Genomic DNA, 20,920 nt, shown 5'->3' with positions numbered 1-20,920 from the left:
GGTAGTTATGTGGACTAGAAAATTTTTAAAAGATAATGCAAAAGAATTTTTAAGAAGATATTTAAAAGATGCAATTGTAGTCTGCCTAATCTTTTATCTATTATCATCTCTATTCGGATCAGACAATTCCTTTGACAACATGAGAGTCTATACTATGGATGAATTTAAGAAGGAATACAGACAGGAGGAAGGAAGAGAGTATAATATACAAGTATTTAAAGGTCCCTTTATCTATTCAAAGAATATTTTCGGCGATGGCTTTTGGATGTCCAAATCCCCTTTTACAGAACAAAAGCTAGTTGTAAGTGACCAGATGTTTTTTGTCCTCTCCCTTATATCATTACTTGTAAATATTTTTGTCTTAGGTCCTCTTAAAGTGGGGCTTAATAAATACTTTATAAAAGGCTATAAGTACGATTCAAATATAAAATACCTGATAAGTCCCTTTGCAGAAGGGAAGAGCCTTAAAATTTCAGGCAAAATCGTTCTTAAAAACATTTATATTGTTCTCTGGAGTTTGCTTCTTGTAATTCCCGGGATAATAAAAGGCTATGAATATTACTTTGTAGAATATATCTTTGCTGAAAATCCCGACATGAGCCTTGAGGATGCAATAAATTTAAGCAAAGAGCTTACTAAAGACGATAAGTTTAATATATTTATTTTAGAATTTTCCTTTATAGGTTGGGCTTTTTTATCAGCACTTACATTTAATCTAGGCTTTATATTATTAAACCCTTATATGGAAGCAACAAGAGCTTCACTATATATAGTAAAAAAGAAGGCTTTCCAAGATATGCAGGATAACATGGGATCAAGCGACTTTGACAAATAAAGATAATCAGTTAAATAAATTTATATCCACCGATTAGGTCGGTGGTTTTTTATTATATAATACAATAACTGCTTCTATTTAAAAGAACCTTATGAGCACTAATTTGTGTTCAAAAGGTTCTTAAAGTAAGAAGGTTTTCTTTCGATAAAATCTAAATCAAATAAATTTTTTAAACTATAAATTAAAAACTTCTTTAACATTTTTAAGTACAAGGTCTGCTATTGCATCAAAAGCATCTTTAGTGTTTCCTCCTATATGAGGACTTACATAAACATTATCTAATTCAAACAAGTCAGATTCCATATGAACATCCTCCGTTTGCAATCCTCCTCCTGCAAGTTCTGCTTCCAAACAATCTAAGCCATAACCTGCTACTTTTTTGTTTTTAAGATAAAAATACAAATCCTCTTCATTAACTATTCCGCCACGAGCATTATTTATTATGAAAACACCATCTTTCATTTTTTCTATTTCTTTTTTTGAAATAAGATGCTTACTTTTATCTGTAATAGGTAAGTGCAAACTTATAACATCAGAATCGGAAAGTATTTCATCAATATCGACAATCTTAATGCCATCAACTATTTCTCCAGGTTCGTATATAATATCATTTGCAATAACATTCATTTCCAAAGCCTTTGCAAGCTTTGCAACTCTTTTTCCAATTTTGCCGAAGCCTATTATTCCTAGAGTATCTCCTTTAAGTTCCTTGCCTGCCCACTTATACTTATTCCAATTATTTTTATATTTTACTTCATTGTTTGCCTCTATTAAGAATCTGTATAATTCAAAAATTTTTCCTATTGTTAACTCAGCAACTGCATTTGAATTAAGGCCTGGTGAATTTCTAACATCAATTCCCTTTTCTTTAGCATATTCCAAATTAATATGATTTGTACCTACAGAAGATACAGCAATTAATTTTAAATTTTCTGCAGCATCTAAAATTTCTTTATCTATAAAAGGATCCACTCTCATAACAAGCAAATCAAAATCCTTTATTATTTTTTTTAGCTGATCTTTTGTAGGTAAAATTTTAATTGTAACATCAAAACCTAAATCAGATAAACCCGCAGGTATTTTTTCAGATACCTTATCTATAACTAATGCCTTCATATTATCTCCTTTTTTATGTTCTTTTTTTGCAGTATAAATAAAACTACAAATAATATATAACCTGCAATATCTGTGTAAAATTCAGGATAAACCAACAATATAAAGGCTACCCCATACAAGATCCTTTCTATTGTTGAAAGTCCTCTCATAAACCAACCTTCAAAAAATATCGACATGGATAATAATCCTAATACACAAGAGAATACCACTTTAAATATATCAATGAAATTTCCCTGTAAGAGTAATTCTGTATGATATATGAATATAAACGGAAGAATAAACCCTGTAAGTCCCAATTTAACCGCTTGTATAGATGTTTCATAATAATCTGAGAAAGCTATTCTTGAGCCTACTAATGCAGCAGATGCTACCGGTGGAGTTATATTAGCTAATATAGCATAGTAGTAAATAAATAGGTGCACAGATAGCAAAGGATAACCAAGTTCAACTAAAACAGGTGCTCCTAACACAGCAACCAATATATATGATGCAGTTGTAGGTACTCCCATTCCAAAAAATATAGATATTATCATGGTTAAAACCAATCCTATAAAAGGAGTATTTCCTGCAAATCTTTTTATAAAAAATACTATTTTTAAGGCTAATCCTGTCATTATAAAGGTTTGAGATACCACACCCATAGCTGCACAAGCTGCACCTACAGAAATAGAACTTTCTGCACCAACTACAAGACCATCAAAAATAAATTTTCTAAACTCTTTACTTAATAAATATGTCTTATCTTTCTTTGTATTTCCTACTATAACTACAAGTAATAATATACATATTCCATAAAACCCAGCCTTTAGAGCTGAATACCCTTTAAACATAAATATCATTATTGTAATTAGAGGTAGTATAAAATACCATCCATCCTTTAAAACTTTTTTCAAATTAGGAATTTCATCTTCAGGTAATGGTTTTAAACCAATTTTTAAAGCTCTAAGGTGAACTGTACAACTTGTAGTGAAATAATATAAAAGTGCAGGAACTAAAGCTGCTATAGCTATTTGTGCATATGGAATTCCTGTTATACCACTCATTACAAAAGCCGCCGCACCCATTACAGGTGGCATAATCATACCTCCAGTAGAGGCAACACTTTCTACGGCTCCTGCAAAAGGAGCTGGATATCCTCTATCCTTCATCATAGGAATTGTAAATACACCTGTCGTTGCAACATTGGCAACTGCACTACCGTTAATTGAGCCTACTAAACCACTACTTATTACTGCAGCTTGGGCAGGTCCTGATCTTGACCTGCCTCCCAAAGCTAAAGCAAGATTTATAAAAAACTCTCCGGCTCCACTTACCTCAAGAAGTCCTCCAAATATCATAAATAATACAATATAAGTTGCAGATACTTCCAGAACTGTCCCGAATATTCCAGCTAAGTTAACTGTAACTGAAGGAATTAATCTTGCCCATACATAACCGCTATGATTAAAAAAGTTAAGTGGACCTGTAAAAACAAAACCATACCTTGCATACAATAAACTTAAAACAAGTAATCCTGTCAATATAGCTCCAAAAGCACGTCTAGTGGCTTCAATAAGAACTATTAAAAGTATTAGTCCAACTATTATGTCCATCTTCGTAGAATTTCCAGCTGCATTAACTAATCTTTCAAAATGAAACATTATATATAATGTAGAAAAAGCAGACAATAAAGCTAGCCCATAATCAATATATTTCTTTATACCTTGCTTTTTATATCTACCTATATATATAAGTACTAGACAAAAAAACAAATGAAGTGCCTGATTTTCCGTAGGTGAAAATATAGGTCGAACAGCATAACTAATGTGATATAAAGACATTAGAACTGCAATTATTAAAAATAATTTATTTTGAATTTTATTATTTTCTACTTTCTCCATATCATCACCATTAATCCAGTTCGCCTATTGTATAAGAATCATCCCACACTCCTTGCTCTTTAAAATACTTTGCTGCACCGGGGTGAATTTTTAATTCTTTAGGAACTCCCTTTAAAACTGTTTTTATATTTAATGCACTTGCCAATTTTATATAGTTTTCCAATTCAGGAATATTTTCATAAGTATTTTTAACTATTGAATAAACTTCATCTTCAGTTAGACTTTTTCTTGTTACTTGTATACCATAGGAAGCTAATGTTTCGTAAGGTTTATCCAGGCAAGAAATTGCTCCTTCAGGTATTGTTTCTCCTGCATAGTCTTTATATTTATCAAAGGCTTTTTGTAAAACATTCATATCTAAAGGTATAGCCTTTATTTTTGATGTGGAATCTAATTGTTGTAAATATGAAGCAGGCATTCCTCCTGTTGTAAATGAAAACAATACATCTATTGATCCTTCTTTTAAGCTATCTACAGATTCATTGTGACCCAAATTTAAAATTGTAACTTTATCTGTTATGTCATATGCTTCAAGAATTGCTTGTGCCATTTGCGCTATTCCGGATCCTGGAGGACCTATACAAACCTTTTTGCCTACTAAATCATTCATTGACTTAATAGGACTATCTTCTAATGTGAGTACAAGAGCTTCTACTCCGTATGTTTTTAATACAACCATTAAATCTTCAATCGGTCCTTCGCCTTCAAAGATTCCTTCACCAACATAGGCATTGTAAGCTTCTGTAGTGTGCCCTATATCGATGCTTCCATTTCTTAAAAGTCTTGGATTTTCTGCGGATCCTCCTGTAGATTGTACGGTAATGTGTAAACTTGGATCTTTTTCTTGAACAACTGTACCAATTGCAGTTACCATCATTTGAGCAGATCCTCCTAAACTTGCAGAACCCCATGTTATATTTTTAACTTCTCCTGAGCTTGATGTTTTATTTTCTTCTGTTGTTTCTCCAGAGCTACTATTTTTATTTCCACAAGATGTTAAAATCATACTAAGTGATAAAATTACAAGTAGTATAGCGGAAATTTTAGATTTTTTCATAATTAAACCTCCTTTTGTTTTACAACATTTCCTTTAATTTTTTTAATTCTTCTTCACTCATGTGATAAGAGTGTTCATCTTTCGGATATTCTCCAGTTTTTACATCATCTACAAAATGTTTTGCAGCATTTATTATGTCTTCTCTTAAATTTGCATATTTTTTTACAAATTTAGGATTTTTTTCGAAGAAACCCAGTAAATCATAAAAGTTAATCATTGGACTGTCTGAACAATCTCCACAACCTGTTCCCAAAAAAGGTACTGTAATTCTATCATATATAATTTCAGCAACTTCTCTAGGCACTGCTTCAACAAGTACAGCTATTGCTCCGGCTTTTTCAAAAGCTTCCACTACCTCAATTAACTTAAGTGCAGCTTCAGCACTTTTTGCTTGTGTCTTAAATCCCCCAAGCATTATTGCACTTTGAGGTGTTAAGCCTGTATGTCCTATAGTTGGTATTCCTGCTTTTGTTAAAGCTTCAATTACGGGAACGATTTCCATACCGCCCTCAACCTTTACGCAATCCATATCAGCTTCTCTAATATATCTTCCTGCATTTCTTATTGCATCCTCAATGGAAGCCTGATAACTCATAAAGGGCATATCTCCCATAATAAATATTGAAGGCGCGCCTTTTCTTACTGCTTTTGCATGCTCTATCATTATGTCTAAATCAGCCTTAACAGTAGATTCATGTCCAAAAGTAATATTGGCAATAGAGTCACCCATATTAATGATTTCTATTCCAGCTTCTTCTGCAAAACGTGCCATTGGATAATCATATAATGCAGTCCTTGACAACTTTTCTCCTTTTGCTTTTTTCTCCATTATGTATTTAATGGTTACCTTTTCCCTTTTCATAATCCTCTCCTTATTTTTTAGTTTGATATAACTATAACACAGTTTGGTCTGACCATCAACCACTATTTATTAAATATTTATTTTTTTATAATAAATCTGTAAATCGTTGTCATTAAATCTAAAAAAAGTATATAATGTAAGTGTATTGTTAAAAGTTTGACTTAAGTAAAGTTTATTATAAATCTTTACTTATTTTTAATTAAAGGGGCTGTAAAAGTGAAGGAAATAAAACAACAACCTAAAATAACCGACCTTATATTAACTGAATTTGTTAACTCTTTAAAAGAAGGGGAAATGAAAGTAGGAGAAATTTTAGATTCTGAAAGAGACTTGGCTAAACAATTAAATGTAAGCAGAAGCAGTTTAAGGGAAGCTTTTTCTATTCTTGAATTTCTAGGAGTTATTTCCAGTGACGGTAACAGAAAAATAGTTCAAAAAGATTATAATTCAATTAAATCGTTACTTATGCTTATAAATAAGGATGAGATAAAAAAAGAAAATATTATATATGATTACATAACATTTAGAAAATTAATTGAATTTAATAATATTAAATATGCTTGTATAAATAAAACTAATGAAGATTTAAAAATTTTATGGGATTTGTACGATCAAATAATGAAAAGTGACGCGGATTATCCTGATATAGATTATAAATTCCATATGACGATTGCAAAATCAACTCATAATGTTTTTTTTGAACTTGTTTTAGAATTTTTAATTGGATTGATTGGGGAAATTAGAAGCCCTTTAATAAAATATCCCGGACGTTTGGAAAATATTAGAAAAGAATATTTTGAAATTATAAGCGGAATTGAACAATCTGATTATGAAAGATCTGAGAAAGCAATGGGAGATCACTTGTTTTTCATTGAAGCTACTCTTAAAGCTTTTGATGAATTTAAAAATATGGGTCAGAAATAATAAATTTTTTATAGATTATTAAGTACACTTATTCTTAAAAAATTATTAGATGTATAAAAAAGAAGCCGATGGGCTTCTTTTTTTATTAGGTATTTTTGTTTGTAATTGATACTTCTTCTATAAGGCCGTTGTTATATTTATATACTTCATAAATATAATTTTCGTCCTCAATCATTTTATTTTCTTCTATTTCTTCTCCATTTTCTTCGAGAAGTTTAACTACAAGGCCTCCTATGGTTTCGCATCCTTTAGGGTCTATTTTATAGTTGTACTGCATATTTATTTCTTTTATTCTCGAGACGGCGGAAAATATAACGTCTTCTCCTAAAGCTAAACTTTCGACTCCTCCTTGGGATTTTGATAAAAATTTTCTTGTTATAAATAGTATTGTTATTGATATTACTCCAAGAAGTATATCTGACATTTCATCTGATTTTATCAGCATTTTTCTGGCAATTACCAAGGTTATAAGGTGGACTATAGTTGTATCTGTTTGTGCCACCATAAGCATAATAAACTCCATGGCTATTACCAGCATAAGAACGTGGGACAAAAAGTCGGAAAACAGTGCTCCACTTACTTTTACATCGTTTTGTAAAATTTTTATATAGTACTTAATAATATCAGGAATAGAGATTAAAATTCCTATTATCAGCATTAGTGAAATAAGAATTTCAAATAGATAAATCAGTTTGCTTAAATATAGCATAAATTTTTTTCTATTCATTTAAACCTCCAAAGATTTTTTCATTTCTTTTCTCATTTTGTTTAATACTATTTTTTCTATTCTTGATACTGTCATTTGGGATATATCAAGTTTTTTAGCTATTGATATTTGTGTGCTCCTGTTAAAGTATCTTTCTATAAGAATAGTTTTTTCTACTTCATTAAGGTTGACCATGGATTTTTCCAGAAAGTCTTTAAGCTCTATTTTTTCAAAATATTTTTCGTCTACTCCTATTAAATCTCCAAGGTTTATTTCCTTATCTTCTCCGCTTAGATCATAAATTACATCTAGGGATTGGGGAGAATAAACTTTACTTGCTTCTATGGTTTCAAGTATTTCTTCAGGGCTTGTGTTTAAATACTCTGCTATATCTTTTACTGTAGGAGTTTTTTGGTATTCTTGTGAAAGCTGTGTCCTTGCAGTGTTTATTTTTTTTGAAAGGTCTTGTATTCTTCTTGGCACTCTTATTGTCCAACCTTTATCTCTGAAATATTTTTTTATTTCTCCTATTATTGTAGGTGTTGCAAAGGATGAGAATTCATATCCCTTGGACAAATCATATCTTTCTATTGCATAGATAAGTCCTATTGATGCAACTTGATATATATCGTCATAGTCTATTCCTCTGCCTGCATATTTCTTTGATAAAATTTCAGCTATATAAAGGTGTTCCTTTATTAAAATATCTCTTATTTCCTGGTCTTTTGTTTCTTCGTATTTTTTAAAAAGTTCTTTGCGTTCTTCTTTGGTAAGTTTTCTATCCAACTTATAATATTCTTGAACGTTCATCTTATTTTTTCCTATTTGCTGTAAGAAGAAGGTGATTGTTTTCTACTTTGCTTTCATCTACCAAACATTCTAAAATTGTAAGAGATAGTGAAAGCTCTTCTATTTTTTCTATATCTTCTCTGCAAATTTCTCCTATTTCTATTTTTATTTTAGTTTCGGATATTTCAAAAATTATGTCGATTGTTTCTTTGCAATCTAATTTTAAAGCTATGTTTAAACACTCACTAATTGCAATTTTTAAATCTTCAACTGTTTCTATATCAAAGTCCATATTTGCTAAAAGTCCTGATAAAAATAGTCTTACTGAGCTGAAATATTTAGCCTTTGAAGGAATTTTTAAATTTATTTTTTCCATATCAGTCCCTCATCTCAAATATATCATCAAGCTTTGTTATAGTGAAAAGCTTTCTTATTACGGGCTTTATATTTATAAATGATAATTTCTTCCCGTCTTTTTCTATTTGATTTAAAATATACATAAAGGTGCCAAGTCCTGTAGAGTCTATATATTCCAAGTCTTTTCCGTCAATGAGTATATCTTTTTTGTCTTTGTTATATATGTCTATTGCTTGATTTTTAAATTCTTCTGTTGTGTAAACATCAAGTTCCCCTTTAGGATATATTATAAGCTCTTTTTCATCCTTATATTCTATTTCAAACATTTATGCCTCCTTAATCTCCAATATATTTAGCTACAGCAACTACATTGGAATCGGTAATGTTCATAAGTTTTACTCCTGATGTGGCTCTACCCATTGATGATATTCCTTCAACTTCTATTCTTATTATTATTCCCTTTGATGTTATTATCATTATTTCGTCTTCTTTATCTACTACCTTTGATGAAACAAGGTCTCCTGTTCTTTCTTTAGGTTTGTAGGTTATTATACCCTTTCCTGCTCTTGACTGAGTTCTATATTCTTCTATAGGTGTAATTTTTCCAAATCCTTTTTCTGATATTACAAGGAAATATTTATTGTCTGCTGCTATATCGCAGCCTACAACTTCATCATCTTCATCTAATTCTATTGATTTTACTCCCATGGAGTTTCTAGCTGTGTTTCTCACATCTTTTTCAGAGAATCTTATGCTCTTTCCCTTTTTAGTTGCAAGAATTACATCTTTCTCCCCTGTTGTTAGAATAGTTGATATTATTGAGTCATCTTCTCTTAATTTCATGGAAATTATACCTGTTTTTCTAATGTTTCTAAATTCTTCAAAGGAAGTCTTTTTTATTATTCCTTTTTTAGTTGCCATTAGAATGTTAAGGTCAGGGTTAAATTCGTCTACATGAATTATAGATTGAACTTTTTCATCCTGGGACAAGCTTAAAAGATTAATTATCGCAGTTCCTCTTGCTTGTCTTGAGCTTTCAGGTATTTCATAGGCTTTAAGCATATAGACTCTACCAAGATTTGTAAAGAAGAGAATTGAATCGTGACTTGATGTTACAAAAAGATCACATACAAAGTCTCCGTCCTTGGTACTTAGAGCTGAAATTCCTCTTCCCCCTCTTCTTTGAGGTTTGTAGGTTCCTTCGGGCATTCTTTTTATATATCCTGAATTAGTAAGGGTAATTACAACGTCTTCTTCTTTTATTATGTCTTCTATATCTATTTCAGATTCTGATGCCTTTATTACAGTTCTTCTAAGATCTCCGAATTTTTCCTTTATTTCAGTTAATTCTTTTTTTATCAGTTCCATTAAAACATGGTGATTTTCAAGAATTTCAGTCAACTCGGCAATAGTTTTTAAAAGCTCCTCGTATTCATTGTCAAGTTTTTCTCTTTCAAGACCTGTAAGTCTTTTGATTCTCATGTCAAGTATGGCTTGACCTTGTACGTCTGTTAAGCCGAATTCTTTTGTAAATTTTTCTTTTGCTTCATCATCGTCTTTTGATGATCTTACTATTTCTATAATTCTATCAATATTGTCAAGGGCTATTCTAAGTCCTTCTACTATGTGAGCTCTTTCCTTTGACTTGTTTAAATCAAATTTAGTTCTTCTTGTTACAACTTCTATTTGGTGATCAACATAGTTGGAAATAAGCTCTTTTAATGTTAAAACCTTAGGAACACCATTTACAAGAGCAAGGTTTATAATACCGAAGGTAATTTGCATTTGGGTATTTTTGTATAATTTATTAAGAACTATGTTTGGATTTGCATCTCTTTTTAGTTCAAGTACAATTCTTATTCCCTTTCTTGTTGATTCATCTCTTATTGCTGAAATTCCTTCAATTATCTTTTCTCTTACAAGCTGTGCAATTTTTACTATTAAGTTTGATTTGTTAACTTGATAAGGTATTTCTTTAATTACTATTCTGGTTTTGTTTTTTACTTCTTCAAAATCTGCAACAGCTCTTATTTGAATTTTGCCTCTGCCTGTTTCGTAGGCTTCCTTTATTCCGCTCTTGCCCATTATATAAGATCCTGTTGGAAAATCAGGACCTTTTATACTTTTCATAAGCTCTTCAACAGTAATGTCATCGTTGTCTATAAAGGCTATTACTCCGTCTATTACTTCATTTAGGTTGTGAGGTGGCATATTTGTAGCCATACCTACCGCTATACCTGCAGATCCGTTTACTAAAAGATTTGGAAATCTTGAAGGAAGAACTGTAGGTTCAAGCTCCTCTTCATCAAAGTTTGGCTGCATATCTACAGTATCTTTATTTATATCTCTAAGCATTTCCAGGGCAAGCTTTGTCATTCTCACCTCTGTGTAACGCATAGCTGCAGCTTCGTCTCCGTCTATGTTACCGAAGTTTCCTTGACCATCTACTAGAGGGTATCTTGTATTAAAGGGTTGAGCCAGTCTTACTGTTGCATCGTAAATTGAAGAGTCTCCGTGGGGGTGGTATTTACCCATTACATCTCCTACAAGTCTTGCTGATTTTCTGTAGGGACCTCCCGGATTTAATCCTAAAACCTGCATTCCATATATTATTCTTCTATGTACAGGCTTCAGTCCGTCTTTTACATCAGGTAAAGCACGAGACACTATTACACTCATGGAATAGTCAAGGTAGGACTTTCTCATTTTCTCCGATAATTTTACATTTACTATTCCATTGTTTTCAAATTCGTCCATAATCTCCTCCTATGCATCTATATAATCAACATATATTGCATTTTCTTGTATAAATTCCCTTCTCGGCTCTACATCTGAACCCATTAACATGGAAAATGTTTCGTCTGCATATATTAAGTCGTCTATTTCTATTTTTAAAAGTATTCTGTGGTCCGGATTCATAGTAGTCTCCCACAAATCTTCCGCATTCATTTCTCCAAGACCCTTATACCTCTTTATCTCGTATTTTTTATCTCTACCCATTTCCTTTAGGGCACTTTGAAGCTCATCTTCATCATAACAATATCTTACTATTTTATTTCTATAAGCTATACCGAATAGTGGAGGTTTTGCCACATAAACGTGTCCTCCTTCTATAAGAGGTCTCATATATCTGAAGAAGAAGGTTAAAAGAAGGGTCATAATGTGAGCTCCGTCTATATCGGCATCTGTCATTATTATAATTTTATTGTATCTTAAATCTTCAATGTTAAAGTCTTCCCCGATACCTGTTCCAAAGGCTGTAATCATAGCTTTAATTTCTTCTGAATTAAGCATTTTATCAAGTCTTGATTTCTCCACATTCATAATTTTGCCTCTTAAAGGTAAAATGGCCTGATAAATTGAATCTCTTGCATCTTTAGCGGAACCTCCGGCTGAATTACCTTCCACAAGAAATATTTCGGTATTTTTATTGTCGGTATTTTGGCAGTCTGCAAGTTTACCGGGAAGTGCCATGGAATCAAGTACATTTCTTTTTCTTGATAAATCTCTTGCCTTTCTTGCAGCTTCTCTGGCTCTTCTTGCTGAAAGGGCCTTATCTAATATAAGCTTTGCAACTTTTGGATTTTCTTCTAAAAATATATTCAAGTTTTCTGAAATTATAGAATCCACAATTCCTCTTGTTTCAGAATTTCCCAGTTTTGCCTTGGTTTGACCTTCAAATTGCGGATTTGGAAGTTTAACCGATATTACTCCTGTAAGACCTTCTCTTACATCTTCACCTGAAAGATTTTCTTCTTTTTCCTTAATAATATTATATTTTCTACCATAATCATTAATACTTCTTGTTAGAGAAGATCTGAAGCCTGAAAGGTGAGTTCCACCTTCTTCAGTATTTATATTATTTGCAAAGGTAAGGATATTTTCGCTGTAAGAATCAGTATATTGAAGGGCAACCTCAACAGATGTATTTTCCTTTAATTCATCTATATAAATTATTTCATCATGAATTGGTTTTTTCTTTCTATTTATATATTCTACAAAGGATTTAATTCCCCCTTCATAGTGATAAATTTCATTTTTATTGATTCTTTCGTCTGTAAATTCTATTTTTATTCCCTTATTTAAAAATGCCATTTCTCTAAATCTTTTAGATAGGGTTTCAAAATCAAATTCTACAGTATCAAAAATTTCAGGGTCAGGCCTAAAATATATTTCAGTTCCTGTTTCATCATTATTTGTACTTCCTATTATTGTAAGGTCTGTTAAAGGCTTACCTCTTGAAAATTTTTGTTCATAAATCTTGCCTTCTCTTTTTACTGTAGCAACAAGCTCTATAGACAAAGCATTTACTACAGACACACCTACACCATGAAGTCCTCCTGAAACTGAGTAGGCTTTATTGTTAAACTTACCACCGGCATGAAGTATTGTAAGTACAGTTTCTACAGTACTTTTTTTAGTCTGAGGGTGAATATCAGTAGGTATACCTGAACCGTTATCTATAACTGAAACGGCTCCATCTTCATATATTTGAATTTTAATATGGTCGCATATACCTGCTAAAGCCTCATCTATAGAGTTGTCCATTACTTCATAGACCATGTGATGAAGTCCTCTTGGTCCTGTAGAGCCTATATACATACCCGGCCTTTTTCTAACAGGCTCAAGACCTGTTAAAACTTGAATATCTTCAACACCGTAATGTCTTTTATTATTCTTGGTCATAATCTTCTCCTAATCTGTTTTTTAATTTACCATTTATAACTTCATAAAAATTACCTTTAAAAATTTTAAAATTTTCAAAATCATAATCGGTTGAGGTTATAAAGGTTTGTATAGGTCCTATACTGTCTAACAAATATGAAGATCTGTTTTTATCAAGCTCTGAAAAAACATCATCTAAAAGCAGTATGGGATCGCTTTTTTTATATTCTCTAATTAAATCTATTTCAGATAATTTAAGTGCCAATATTATTGTTCTTATTTCTCCCTGAGAGGCAAAATTTTTAGCCGACATATTATTTATTTTAAAATCTATATCATCTCTATGAGGTCCTATAGAAGTGTATCTTCTTTCAATATCTCTTTTAAAATTAACTTTTAAAGAATCTTTAAAGGTAGCCTCAATTTCCTCTTCACTATTTGAAAGGGGAATTGTACTTAAATAAGTTATTTTAAAATGATCTCCTCCGGATAACCTTTCAAAATGAACCTTGGCAAATTTTTCAAATTTTTTTATGGTTCTCAGCCTATCTTTTAAAATTTTTACTCCGTAATTTGCAAGCTGAAAGTTATATACATTAAGTAAATCATAGTGTAAATTATTTTTTAAAAGTTTATTTCTTTGAAAAATTATTTTTTTATAGGCTGATAAATTATGTTCATATACAGGATTAATAAGACAAATCAAATTATCTATATAATTTCTTCTTTCAATTGGGGACTGTTTTACCATATTTAAGTCCGCAGGAGAAAATATTACTGAACTGAAATCCTTTTTATAATCTTTTAATATTATGTCTTCATTATTTATTTTATAGGTATTTTTGCCATCCTTGTTTATTTCTATTTCAACCTTGTCAATATAGCCGAAGCTTTCAATTTCAGCCTTTAAAAGAGCCTTGCTGCTTTCTAAATTAATAAGATTGCTGCTTCTTGCACTTCTAAAGGGTTTACCTACAGTAATAGTGTAGATGGCTTCAAGAAAGTTGCTTTTTCCCATGGCGTTTTTTCCGTAAATTAGGTTTAGATTTCTATCAGCCTTAAATTTTAAATATTGATAATTTCTAAATTTAAAAATTTCTAAATTTAAAATTTTCATTTAACTTTAAATTCCTGATTGTTTACACTTACTATATCTCCAGGATTAAGTTTTTTTCCTCTTCTTGTTTCAATGTCTCCGTTTACTTTAACAAATCCCGATTGAATTAAAACCTTTGCTTCGCCGCCACTTTGAGCTATATTGTTTATTTTTAAAAAATCCCCCAATTTTATATAACTTTTTTCCACTTTATCACCTAGTTTGCAAGTCTTACAGGAAGAACCAAATATATATAATCAGGATCTTCATCTTCTTTTATTATGCATGGATTAACTGAGTCGGTAAAATTGAAGGTCAGATTTTCTCCTGTCATATTTTTTATTCCTTCAAGAAGATATTTTGAATTAAAGGCTATTTTTAAATCTTCTCCTTCTATTTGAGCAGCTACCTCTTCCTTAACTGAACCTATTTCAGAATTTGAAGTAATTAAAATATTTTCTCCACTTATATCTAATTTTATAAGATTTGCTTTTTCCTCCTTGGCAAGAAGGGAGGCTCTTTCAAGAGAATTTTCTATATCTTCTCTTTTTGTCTTTACAATACTTGTATGGTCGTTTCTTATTAGACCTTCATAATTAAAAAATTCTCCGCTTATTCTTGTTGTATAAACTTCAGTATTAGCAAGGGTAAATTTTATTTGATTAAAGCTTACATCTACCTTTATATCTTCCTCTTCTTCTATAATCTTACCAATTTCATTTAAGGCTCTTGCCGGTATAATTACGGATATATTTTCTTCACATCCACTTCTTATACTTTTAAGTGCCATTCTGAATCCGTCCAAAGCTACAAAATTTATTGATCCTTGGACTACATTCATAAAAACTCCCGTGAAATTTTTTCTTGTTTCATCAAGAGATACTGCAAAGGATGTTTTTCTAACAGCTTCTTTAAAGTCTTCGGAATTTATAGTTACAGTGGACTCGTTGTCTATTTTTGGAAGATCAGGAAACTCTTCAGAATTTTGCACTTGAATATCAAATTCAGATTTGTTTGCGCTTATGTGCATATTATTTTGATTTACACTTATATTTACGATATCATCTTGAAGTCTTCTTATTATTTCTCCAAAAAGTCTTGAATTTACTACATAATTTCCATCCTCTTCAACTACTGCTGAAAGCTTTGATTTTATACTTAGCTTTTCATCTGATGCAATTAGGGTAAGGGTGTTATCTTTTGCAATAATTAATATTCCTTCTAAAATTTGCATAGTGGTTCTTGGAGAAATTGCTTTTTGTACAATGGATATATGTTTTGAAAGTTCTTTTCTATTTACTTTTATTTTCATTTTTTCCTCCCGTATAAATATTATAGATAGATTAATAATAGTAGTAGGGCCTGTTAATTTGTACATAAGTTTCTTTAGGCTTAATAAAATAAGATTTAAGCTTTTAATAATTTGTGGATAATTTCTATTAAAAACTTATACTTATTAACATTAACTTGTAATCTCCTTTTTAATATTATTAATTTTAATCTTTAAGGAAGTATGCTTTTCCAATTCTTTTTCTATTTTATTGTAGGCGTGAATTACTGTAGAGTGATCCCTGCCTCCAAACTCTTCTCCTATTTTAGGTAGGGATAAATCTGTTAAATCTCTGGTAATAAACATTGCTATTTGTCTTGGGTAAGCTATATTTTTAGTCCTTTTTTTTGAGTCCAGATCATTAACTGTAATGTTATAGTGTTTTGCAACTACTTCTTTAATAAGCTTTGTATTAATTACCTTTTCTTTAGTTTGATAAAGGTCTTTTAAAATAACCTCTGCATTTTCTTCGGTCATTTCTTCATCAGTAAGCCTTGAATATGCCATTACTCTTGATAATGCTCCTTCAAGTTCTCTAATATTACTTTCTACGTGTTTTGCTATGAAGTTAATTATTTCATCTGATACATTGTAGCCTTCTGAATCCGCTTTTGATCTTAATATGGCAATTCTAGTTTCTAAATCAGGAGCTGATATATCAACTACAAGACCCCAGGCAAATCTTGAAATAAGCCTTTCTTCAAGAGATTTTATTTCCTTTGGAGGCTTGTCCGATGTTAGAATTATTTGCTTGTTTTGGGCATGAAGTTCATTAAAGGTGTGAAAAAACTCCTCCATAGTCCTGTCCTTATCAGCTATAAATTGGATATCATCAATTAAAAGCAAGTCGACTTTTCTATATTTGTTTCTGAATTTTTCGTTTTGATTAGTTTGAATGGAATTAATAAGTTCGTTGGTAAACTGTTCACTAGTTACATAAAGTATCTTTTTTTCAGGGTTTATCTTATATACAAAGTGACCTATAGCCTGCATAAGGTGAGTTTTACCAAGTCCTACTCCCCCATAAATAAAAAGTGGATTTGAATGAGCCTGAGAAGGATTATCATAATTTTCAGCAACTGCAAGGGCTGCTGCATGGGCAAATTCATTACTTTTACCAACTACAAAATTTTCAAAGGTGTATTTGGGATTAAGCCTGTTTGAAGGTCTGTATTCAGGAGTTTCTTTTAACTTAGGCATATCCTCGTCCTTAGTTAAAATAACAGGTTCATAATCTTCCTTCATAACTTCCCTTATACATTTCTTAATAATTCTTATTTGAGAAGGGTTGTTTGTAAGTCTTGCCTTGATAAAATCAATAGGTACAGTAAGGTAAAAGATCTTTTTTTCTCGGTCTATTTCTTTTAACCTCATATCTTTAAACCAGGTATCATAAGAAACAGAGGTCATGGACTGCATTTTAAGTTTATTCATTACCTCTTCCCAAGTATCATTAAGTTGTAAATCCATATTTACCTCCTAATATATTAACAACTGACTTTTATGGATAAAAATATGTAAATAAAAAAATTAACAAATCTTGATAATTTGTTGGTAAAATTTTAGATAAAAATTACCTGTGGATAAATATTAAAAAAAATCTTTAATTTTACAAGAAAAAAAATAAATTAATAAATCTATCCACAAACTATAAACAATATGTTAATAAGTATTTTTATCAACTGTTATATTTTTAATCAACAATATAAATATTTATCAACTATTATTTTAACAGATAAATGCGAACTTATCAACAGGGTAAGATCTTGTAAATTACAATAATAAAGCCTATTTTAGTCATGGTGAATTTAATTTTTAGAAGGTATGTTGATAAATATGAAAAATCTCCTTATAAACAGTTGTTTCTTGACTTTTACAGCTTATTTCAATATAATTTCTAAAGTATAATAGAAAGTGGGTGAAAAATATGAAAAGAACTTACCAACCTAAAAACAGACAAAGAAAAAGAGAGCATGGTTTTAGAGCAAGAATGAAAACAAGATCAGGTAGAGATGTTATAAAAGCAAGAAGAAGAAAGGGAAGAAAGATTCTTTCAGCTTAATTTTTGTATGAGGGATTGTTATTTAAAGAAAAACATTGATTTTCAAAGGGTATACAAGAAGAGAAATATTAACGGAAATAGACATATAACTGTTTTTTATAGGAAGAACGATTTGCCGACAAAAAGAGTGGGATTTACCATTACAAAAAAAATTGGCAATGCAGTTGTAAGAAATAAGCTAAAGAGAAGGCTAAGAGAAATTTACAAAAGCAATTTTGATCTTTTAAAAGACGGATATGATTATGTTTTTGTAATGAAAAAATCAGCCGTGGATCTTAGCTACCAGGACCTAAATAATTCCTTTGTTCATATTTGCAAAAAACTAAGGTGATATTTATGAAAAGGATTATGCTACTGTTAATAAGATTTTATCAAAGAGTTATTTCCAAATATATTTTTGTGGGAGCACATTGTAGATTTTATCCCACTTGTTCTGAATATGCCTATCAGGCCTATGAGAAGTACGGATTTTTTAAGGGCAGCTATCTGACTGTAAGAAGGATACTTAAATGCCATCCGTTTCACAAAGGCGGCTACGATCCTTTAAAGTAAGGGAGGTATAATGAGTACCATAAGTAGAGTACTGGGAATGTTTTTAAAATTTATCTATGATCTGCTTGCTAAAACATTTCCAAGTGAGCCGGAAAGCATATCTTTTTTTGCGCTTTCAATTATTATTTCAACTATAATAATTAAGCTTGTCGTTTTACCTATTAACTTTTCCATGGTAAAAAATCAAAAAAAGATGGCGGAATTGCAGCCGGAAATTGAAAAATTGCAAAAAAAATATAAAAATGATCCTCAAACACTTGCCGCAAAGCAACAAAAACTTTATAAGGAGGCCAACTATAATATATTGGCGGGATGTCTACCTATGATTATACAAATGGTTGTTCTTATAGCTTTTTATAGGGTGTTTTGGGAACCTTCAAAATATGCTTTTACAGACAAGGCGTTTTTTGAAAGTATTAACAAAAACTTCTTTTATATAGACAGCCTTGAAAAAGTTGATAAGACCATGATACTTGCAGGTATTGCCGCACTGACGACTTTCCTGACTTCATTTTTAAGTATGCAGACTCAACCTGCACAAAATGAGCAGTCAAAATCCATGATGAGAAGTATGATGATAATTATGCCTCTTTTTATCTTTTGGATGGGAAGAAATTTTCAGTCAGGGCTTCTGCTATATTGGGTTGTAGGAAATATATTTACCGTTATACAACAAATGATTACCAATGCTATGGTCTCAAAAAGTGTATCGGAGGAAGTTAAATGAACTATGTAATTAAAAGAGCAAAAACTGTAGATGAAGCTGTAAGTGAGGCTCTAAAGGAATTAAATTTAAAGAAGGATGAAGTTAAAATCGAAATAATAGAAGAACCTTCAAAGGGATTCTTGGGACTTATAGGCTCCAAGGAAGCTACTGTTAAGGTATCAAAAATACAAAAAACTTCAGATATATTAAAAGAAATCTTTAATAATTCCCATACAGAGAAGAGCCAAGTTGGCCCGAAAAGGGATGAATTTGAAAATAAAGAAGAAATTATAGAGGAAGTTCAAAAAACAGAAGAAGTAGAAGAGGTTATTTCTGTAGAAAATGAAGAGGTACAGAGCCTTGAAGATAACCAGGAAATAGATAAAATTATTAGAGAATTTTTAGATAAGATTCTTAAAAACCTGGACCTTGACTATGAACTTGAAATTGAAAAGAAAGACAGACAAATAGATATAGAGATTAAAGGTGATGAACAAAAGCTTGGAATAGTTATTGGAAAAAGAGGAGTAACTCTTGATTCAATCCAATATATCCTAAGTCTTCTTGTAAATAAGCACTCTGATAACTATATAAGAATAAGTCTTGATTCCTCAGGCTATAGACAAAGAAGAAGAGAAACTTTAAAGGAGCTTGCTGAAAAAATGGCAGCTAAGGTTTTAAGCACAAATAGATCCATAAGGCTTGAACCTATGAATGCTTTAGATAGAAAAATTATTCACGAAGCCCTTCAGGATTATGAAGGAGTCATAACTCATTCAGAAGGCAAGGATCCTTTTAGAAAAGTTGTAATACAAAAAGAGAGAAAATATTAAAAGTCCGCTGATTATCAGCGGATTTTTTATAATATTAATTTAAAAATTCTTTAAAAATTTCCTTCTTACATATATTATAGTAGTTGGAGGGTTAAGATGAAAAATAATAAAAATTATGTTGACTATGTAGATGATTTTTTAAATAGTGACGAGTTTAAAAAATTAAAGAATATAGTTTCAGAGACGGCAAGTATGTCTCTTGATAAATTAAATTCTTATATAGAAAGAAAAAATGAAAAAAGATACGCTTCTCTTATTCCGGCAATGAATCCTACTTTAGTTGACCCTATACCTGCAGAGGAAAAGACTTCTAAAATTTCAAACTTTTTATTTACAGTTATATTTTGGGTTCACACTATATTAGGTGCTCTTACCCTTATGGGAGCTTTAATAGCTAAAGAAAAAACAGCTTTAAGAGTAGTTTTATTTTACTTTTTACCCTTGGGACTTCTTTTATTTTATGGAAGGTATAAAACGAATCTTTCTAAAATCAGAATGAAAAGATATAAAAAATACCTTAGAGCCTTCGGTAAGTCCTCTCTTGCTAAGGTATCAGACTTAGCTTTAGCTGCACAGGTTAAAGAAGAAACCGTTGTTAATGATATAAATAATTTTATAGAAAAGGAGTATTTTAAGGAAGCAAGGCTTATTGAAAATAATAAAATTTTACTTTTAGACGACAATACTTACAAGGATTATGTTAAGTATTCCCTCAGGGAAGGTGAAGATGATAAAAGCTTTAGCGATGCGTCAAGTGTAATTAAACTTATAAATTACAAAAAATTACTGGCTGAACCTGTTAAGTCTATAGTAGATGAGCTTGTTTTAATAACGGAAAAATTTTATTCTAATATTGATGAAGCTAAAAATAAGGATTATTACGATAAATTTAAAAATTATTATTTACCTGAGACAATAAAGCTTCTTGATGAATACTATAAATTAGAAACCAGTAAGGTAAAGCTTGACAATGAAGATGAAGTTAAAAAGGAAATTGAATCAGCTCTTAATGATCTTGTAGAAGCCTATAAGAAAATGTTGGAATCCACCTTTGAAATGAATTACATGGATATAAGGGCGGATATATCAGTGCTTAAATCCATGTTGAAAAATGAGGGTTTACTTGAAGATGACTTTAATTAGGAGGAAG

At 30.9% G+C, this 20,920-nt stretch carries 22 protein-coding genes; 8 read left to right on the top strand and 14 right to left on the bottom strand.

All coding sequences use genetic code 11. From position 1 onward, the window contains the following. Positions 1–7: 7 nt before the first annotated feature. Complete coding sequence (locus tag PEPCATONIAE_RS07090) at positions 8–835, top strand: DUF975 family protein (protein ID WP_138160445.1); 828 nt, start codon at positions 8–10, stop codon at positions 833–835. 174 nt (positions 836–1,009) lie between these two features. Here PEPCATONIAE_RS07090 and PEPCATONIAE_RS07085 read toward each other — a convergent pair whose 3' ends face one another. The 4 genes from PEPCATONIAE_RS07085 to panB are packed head-to-tail and all read right to left on the bottom strand — an operon-like array spanning position 1,010 to position 5,750. After that, positions 1,010–1,951 (bottom strand): D-2-hydroxyacid dehydrogenase, encoded by a 942-nt coding sequence (locus PEPCATONIAE_RS07085; protein ID WP_138160444.1) that lies wholly within the window; start codon positions 1,949–1,951, stop codon positions 1,010–1,012. After that, a complete protein-coding gene (locus PEPCATONIAE_RS07080) occupies positions 1,948–3,831 on the bottom strand; it encodes a TRAP transporter permease (RefSeq protein WP_138160443.1) in 1,884 nt (627 codons plus the stop codon). The genes PEPCATONIAE_RS07085 and PEPCATONIAE_RS07080 overlap by 4 nt, the downstream gene beginning before the upstream one ends. 10 nt (positions 3,832–3,841) lie before the next feature. Next, positions 3,842–4,888 carry a TAXI family TRAP transporter solute-binding subunit gene (locus PEPCATONIAE_RS07075; RefSeq protein WP_138160442.1) on the bottom strand — a complete coding sequence of 349 codons (1,047 nt, stop codon included), beginning with the start codon at positions 4,886–4,888 and terminating at the stop codon, positions 3,842–3,844. A gap of 19 nt (positions 4,889–4,907) precedes the next feature. Beyond that, a complete protein-coding gene (panB, locus tag PEPCATONIAE_RS07070) occupies positions 4,908–5,750 on the bottom strand; it encodes a 3-methyl-2-oxobutanoate hydroxymethyltransferase (RefSeq protein WP_218975529.1) in 843 nt (280 codons plus the stop codon). Positions 5,751–5,966: 216 nt separating this feature from the next. Here panB and PEPCATONIAE_RS07065 point away from each other — a divergent pair, with 216 nt between their 5' ends. Continuing rightward, the gene (locus PEPCATONIAE_RS07065) at positions 5,967–6,674 is read left to right on the top strand and encodes a FadR/GntR family transcriptional regulator (protein ID WP_138160441.1); all 708 of its coding nucleotides are present in this window, start codon (positions 5,967–5,969) and stop codon (positions 6,672–6,674) included. A gap of 85 nt (positions 6,675–6,759) precedes the next feature. On the opposite strand, the gene PEPCATONIAE_RS07060 is transcribed toward PEPCATONIAE_RS07065, so the two are convergent. From PEPCATONIAE_RS07060 to dnaA, 10 genes are all read right to left on the bottom strand, one after another. Beyond that, positions 6,760–7,401, bottom strand: a complete 642-nt coding sequence (locus tag PEPCATONIAE_RS07060; protein ID WP_138160440.1) for a transporter associated domain-containing protein — start codon at positions 7,399–7,401, stop codon at positions 6,760–6,762. After that, complete coding sequence (locus PEPCATONIAE_RS07055; RefSeq protein WP_138160439.1) at positions 7,402–8,190, bottom strand: SigB/SigF/SigG family RNA polymerase sigma factor; 789 nt, start codon at positions 8,188–8,190, stop codon at positions 7,402–7,404. 1 nt (position 8,191) lies between these two features. After that, positions 8,192–8,545, bottom strand: coding sequence for an ATP-binding protein (locus PEPCATONIAE_RS07050; protein WP_138160438.1), 354 nt, complete (start codon positions 8,543–8,545; stop codon positions 8,192–8,194). Position 8,546: 1 nt separating this feature from the next. After that, a complete protein-coding gene (locus PEPCATONIAE_RS07045) occupies positions 8,547–8,852 on the bottom strand; it encodes an STAS domain-containing protein (protein WP_138160437.1) in 306 nt (101 codons plus the stop codon). 10 nt (positions 8,853–8,862) lie between these two features. Further along, complete coding sequence (gene gyrA, locus PEPCATONIAE_RS07040) at positions 8,863–11,283, bottom strand: DNA gyrase subunit A (protein ID WP_138160436.1); 2,421 nt, start codon at positions 11,281–11,283, stop codon at positions 8,863–8,865. Positions 11,284–11,292: 9 nt separating this feature from the next. Beyond that, positions 11,293–13,212 (bottom strand): DNA topoisomerase (ATP-hydrolyzing) subunit B, encoded by a 1,920-nt coding sequence (gyrB, locus tag PEPCATONIAE_RS07035; RefSeq protein WP_138160435.1) that lies wholly within the window; start codon positions 13,210–13,212, stop codon positions 11,293–11,295. Further along, positions 13,199–14,308, bottom strand: a complete 1,110-nt coding sequence (recF, locus tag PEPCATONIAE_RS07030; protein ID WP_138160434.1) for a DNA replication/repair protein RecF — start codon at positions 14,306–14,308, stop codon at positions 13,199–13,201. Before recF ends, gyrB begins: the two co-directional genes overlap by 14 nt. Next, the gene (locus PEPCATONIAE_RS07025) at positions 14,305–14,496 is read right to left on the bottom strand and encodes an RNA-binding S4 domain-containing protein (protein ID WP_138160433.1); all 192 of its coding nucleotides are present in this window, start codon (positions 14,494–14,496) and stop codon (positions 14,305–14,307) included. The genes recF and PEPCATONIAE_RS07025 overlap by 4 nt, the downstream gene beginning before the upstream one ends. A gap of 8 nt (positions 14,497–14,504) precedes the next feature. Continuing rightward, on the bottom strand, positions 14,505–15,599 hold the full coding sequence (gene dnaN / locus PEPCATONIAE_RS07020; RefSeq protein ID WP_138160432.1) for a DNA polymerase III subunit beta: 1,095 nt from the start codon (positions 15,597–15,599) through the stop codon (positions 14,505–14,507). 150 nt (positions 15,600–15,749) lie between these two features. Then, positions 15,750–17,087 carry a chromosomal replication initiator protein DnaA gene (gene dnaA, locus PEPCATONIAE_RS07015; RefSeq protein ID WP_138160431.1) on the bottom strand — a complete coding sequence of 446 codons (1,338 nt, stop codon included), beginning with the start codon at positions 17,085–17,087 and terminating at the stop codon, positions 15,750–15,752. A 457-nt stretch (positions 17,088–17,544) separates the two neighbouring features. Between dnaA and rpmH the strand changes: the two genes are divergently transcribed. The 6 genes from rpmH (at position 17,545) to PEPCATONIAE_RS06985 (ending at position 20,913) form a co-directional block, all read left to right on the top strand. Next, on the top strand, positions 17,545–17,679 hold the full coding sequence (gene rpmH, locus PEPCATONIAE_RS07010) for a 50S ribosomal protein L34 (protein ID WP_138160430.1): 135 nt from the start codon (positions 17,545–17,547) through the stop codon (positions 17,677–17,679). 7 nt (positions 17,680–17,686) lie between these two features. Further along, complete coding sequence (rnpA, locus tag PEPCATONIAE_RS07005; protein ID WP_138160429.1) at positions 17,687–18,010, top strand: ribonuclease P protein component; 324 nt, start codon at positions 17,687–17,689, stop codon at positions 18,008–18,010. A 5-nt stretch (positions 18,011–18,015) separates the two neighbouring features. Beyond that, complete coding sequence (gene yidD / locus PEPCATONIAE_RS07000; protein ID WP_138160428.1) at positions 18,016–18,231, top strand: membrane protein insertion efficiency factor YidD; 216 nt, start codon at positions 18,016–18,018, stop codon at positions 18,229–18,231. A gap of 10 nt (positions 18,232–18,241) precedes the next feature. After that, positions 18,242–18,958: a YidC/Oxa1 family membrane protein insertase gene (locus PEPCATONIAE_RS06995; protein WP_180339370.1), complete on the top strand. Its 717-nt coding sequence runs from the start codon at positions 18,242–18,244 to the stop codon at positions 18,956–18,958. Further along, positions 18,955–19,770, top strand: coding sequence for an RNA-binding cell elongation regulator Jag/EloR (gene jag / locus PEPCATONIAE_RS06990; RefSeq protein WP_138160426.1), 816 nt, complete (start codon positions 18,955–18,957; stop codon positions 19,768–19,770). The genes PEPCATONIAE_RS06995 and jag overlap by 4 nt, the downstream gene beginning before the upstream one ends. 96 nt (positions 19,771–19,866) lie before the next feature. Next, positions 19,867–20,913: a 5-bromo-4-chloroindolyl phosphate hydrolysis family protein gene (locus PEPCATONIAE_RS06985; protein WP_138160425.1), complete on the top strand. Its 1,047-nt coding sequence runs from the start codon at positions 19,867–19,869 to the stop codon at positions 20,911–20,913. Positions 20,914–20,920: the final 7 nt, after the last annotated feature.

It is taken from the genome of Peptoniphilus catoniae, assembly GCF_901447155.2.
Classification (GTDB): domain Bacteria; phylum Bacillota; class Clostridia; order Tissierellales; family Peptoniphilaceae; genus Peptoniphilus_E; species Peptoniphilus_E catoniae.
Note: the sequence above shows the minus strand (reverse complement) of the source record. Positions and strands in the feature narration are given on the sequence as shown.

Coding starts and splice junctions, on each gene's coding strand:
- PEPCATONIAE_RS07090 (WP_138160445.1), top strand. CDS start 8: ATGTGGACTAGAAAATTTTTAAAAGATAATGCAAAAGAATTTTTAAGA.
- PEPCATONIAE_RS07085 (WP_138160444.1), bottom strand. CDS start 1,951: ATGAAGGCATTAGTTATAGATAAGGTATCTGAAAAAATACCTGCGGGT.
- PEPCATONIAE_RS07080 (WP_138160443.1), bottom strand. CDS start 3,831: ATGGAGAAAGTAGAAAATAATAAAATTCAAAATAAATTATTTTTAATA.
- PEPCATONIAE_RS07075 (WP_138160442.1), bottom strand. CDS start 4,888: ATGAAAAAATCTAAAATTTCCGCTATACTACTTGTAATTTTATCACTT.
- panB (WP_218975529.1), bottom strand. CDS start 5,750: ATGAAAAGGGAAAAGGTAACCATTAAATACATAATGGAGAAAAAAGCA.
- PEPCATONIAE_RS07060 (WP_138160440.1), bottom strand. CDS start 7,401: ATGAATAGAAAAAAATTTATGCTATATTTAAGCAAACTGATTTATCTA.
- PEPCATONIAE_RS07055 (WP_138160439.1), bottom strand. CDS start 8,190: ATGAACGTTCAAGAATATTATAAGTTGGATAGAAAACTTACCAAAGAA.
- PEPCATONIAE_RS07050 (WP_138160438.1), bottom strand. CDS start 8,545: ATGGAAAAAATAAATTTAAAAATTCCTTCAAAGGCTAAATATTTCAGC.
- PEPCATONIAE_RS07045 (WP_138160437.1), bottom strand. CDS start 8,852: ATGTTTGAAATAGAATATAAGGATGAAAAAGAGCTTATAATATATCCT.
- gyrA (WP_138160436.1), bottom strand. CDS start 11,283: ATGGACGAATTTGAAAACAATGGAATAGTAAATGTAAAATTATCGGAG.
- gyrB (WP_138160435.1), bottom strand. CDS start 13,212: ATGACCAAGAATAATAAAAGACATTACGGTGTTGAAGATATTCAAGTT.
- recF (WP_138160434.1), bottom strand. CDS start 14,308: ATGAAAATTTTAAATTTAGAAATTTTTAAATTTAGAAATTATCAATAT.
- dnaN (WP_138160432.1), bottom strand. CDS start 15,599: ATGAAAATAAAAGTAAATAGAAAAGAACTTTCAAAACATATATCCATT.
- dnaA (WP_138160431.1), bottom strand. CDS start 17,087: ATGGATTTACAACTTAATGATACTTGGGAAGAGGTAATGAATAAACTT.
- rpmH (WP_138160430.1), top strand. CDS start 17,545: ATGAAAAGAACTTACCAACCTAAAAACAGACAAAGAAAAAGAGAGCAT.
- rnpA (WP_138160429.1), top strand. CDS start 17,687: ATGAGGGATTGTTATTTAAAGAAAAACATTGATTTTCAAAGGGTATAC.
- yidD (WP_138160428.1), top strand. CDS start 18,016: ATGAAAAGGATTATGCTACTGTTAATAAGATTTTATCAAAGAGTTATT.
- PEPCATONIAE_RS06995 (WP_180339370.1), top strand. CDS start 18,242: ATGAGTACCATAAGTAGAGTACTGGGAATGTTTTTAAAATTTATCTAT.
- jag (WP_138160426.1), top strand. CDS start 18,955: ATGAACTATGTAATTAAAAGAGCAAAAACTGTAGATGAAGCTGTAAGT.
- PEPCATONIAE_RS06985 (WP_138160425.1), top strand. CDS start 19,867: ATGAAAAATAATAAAAATTATGTTGACTATGTAGATGATTTTTTAAAT.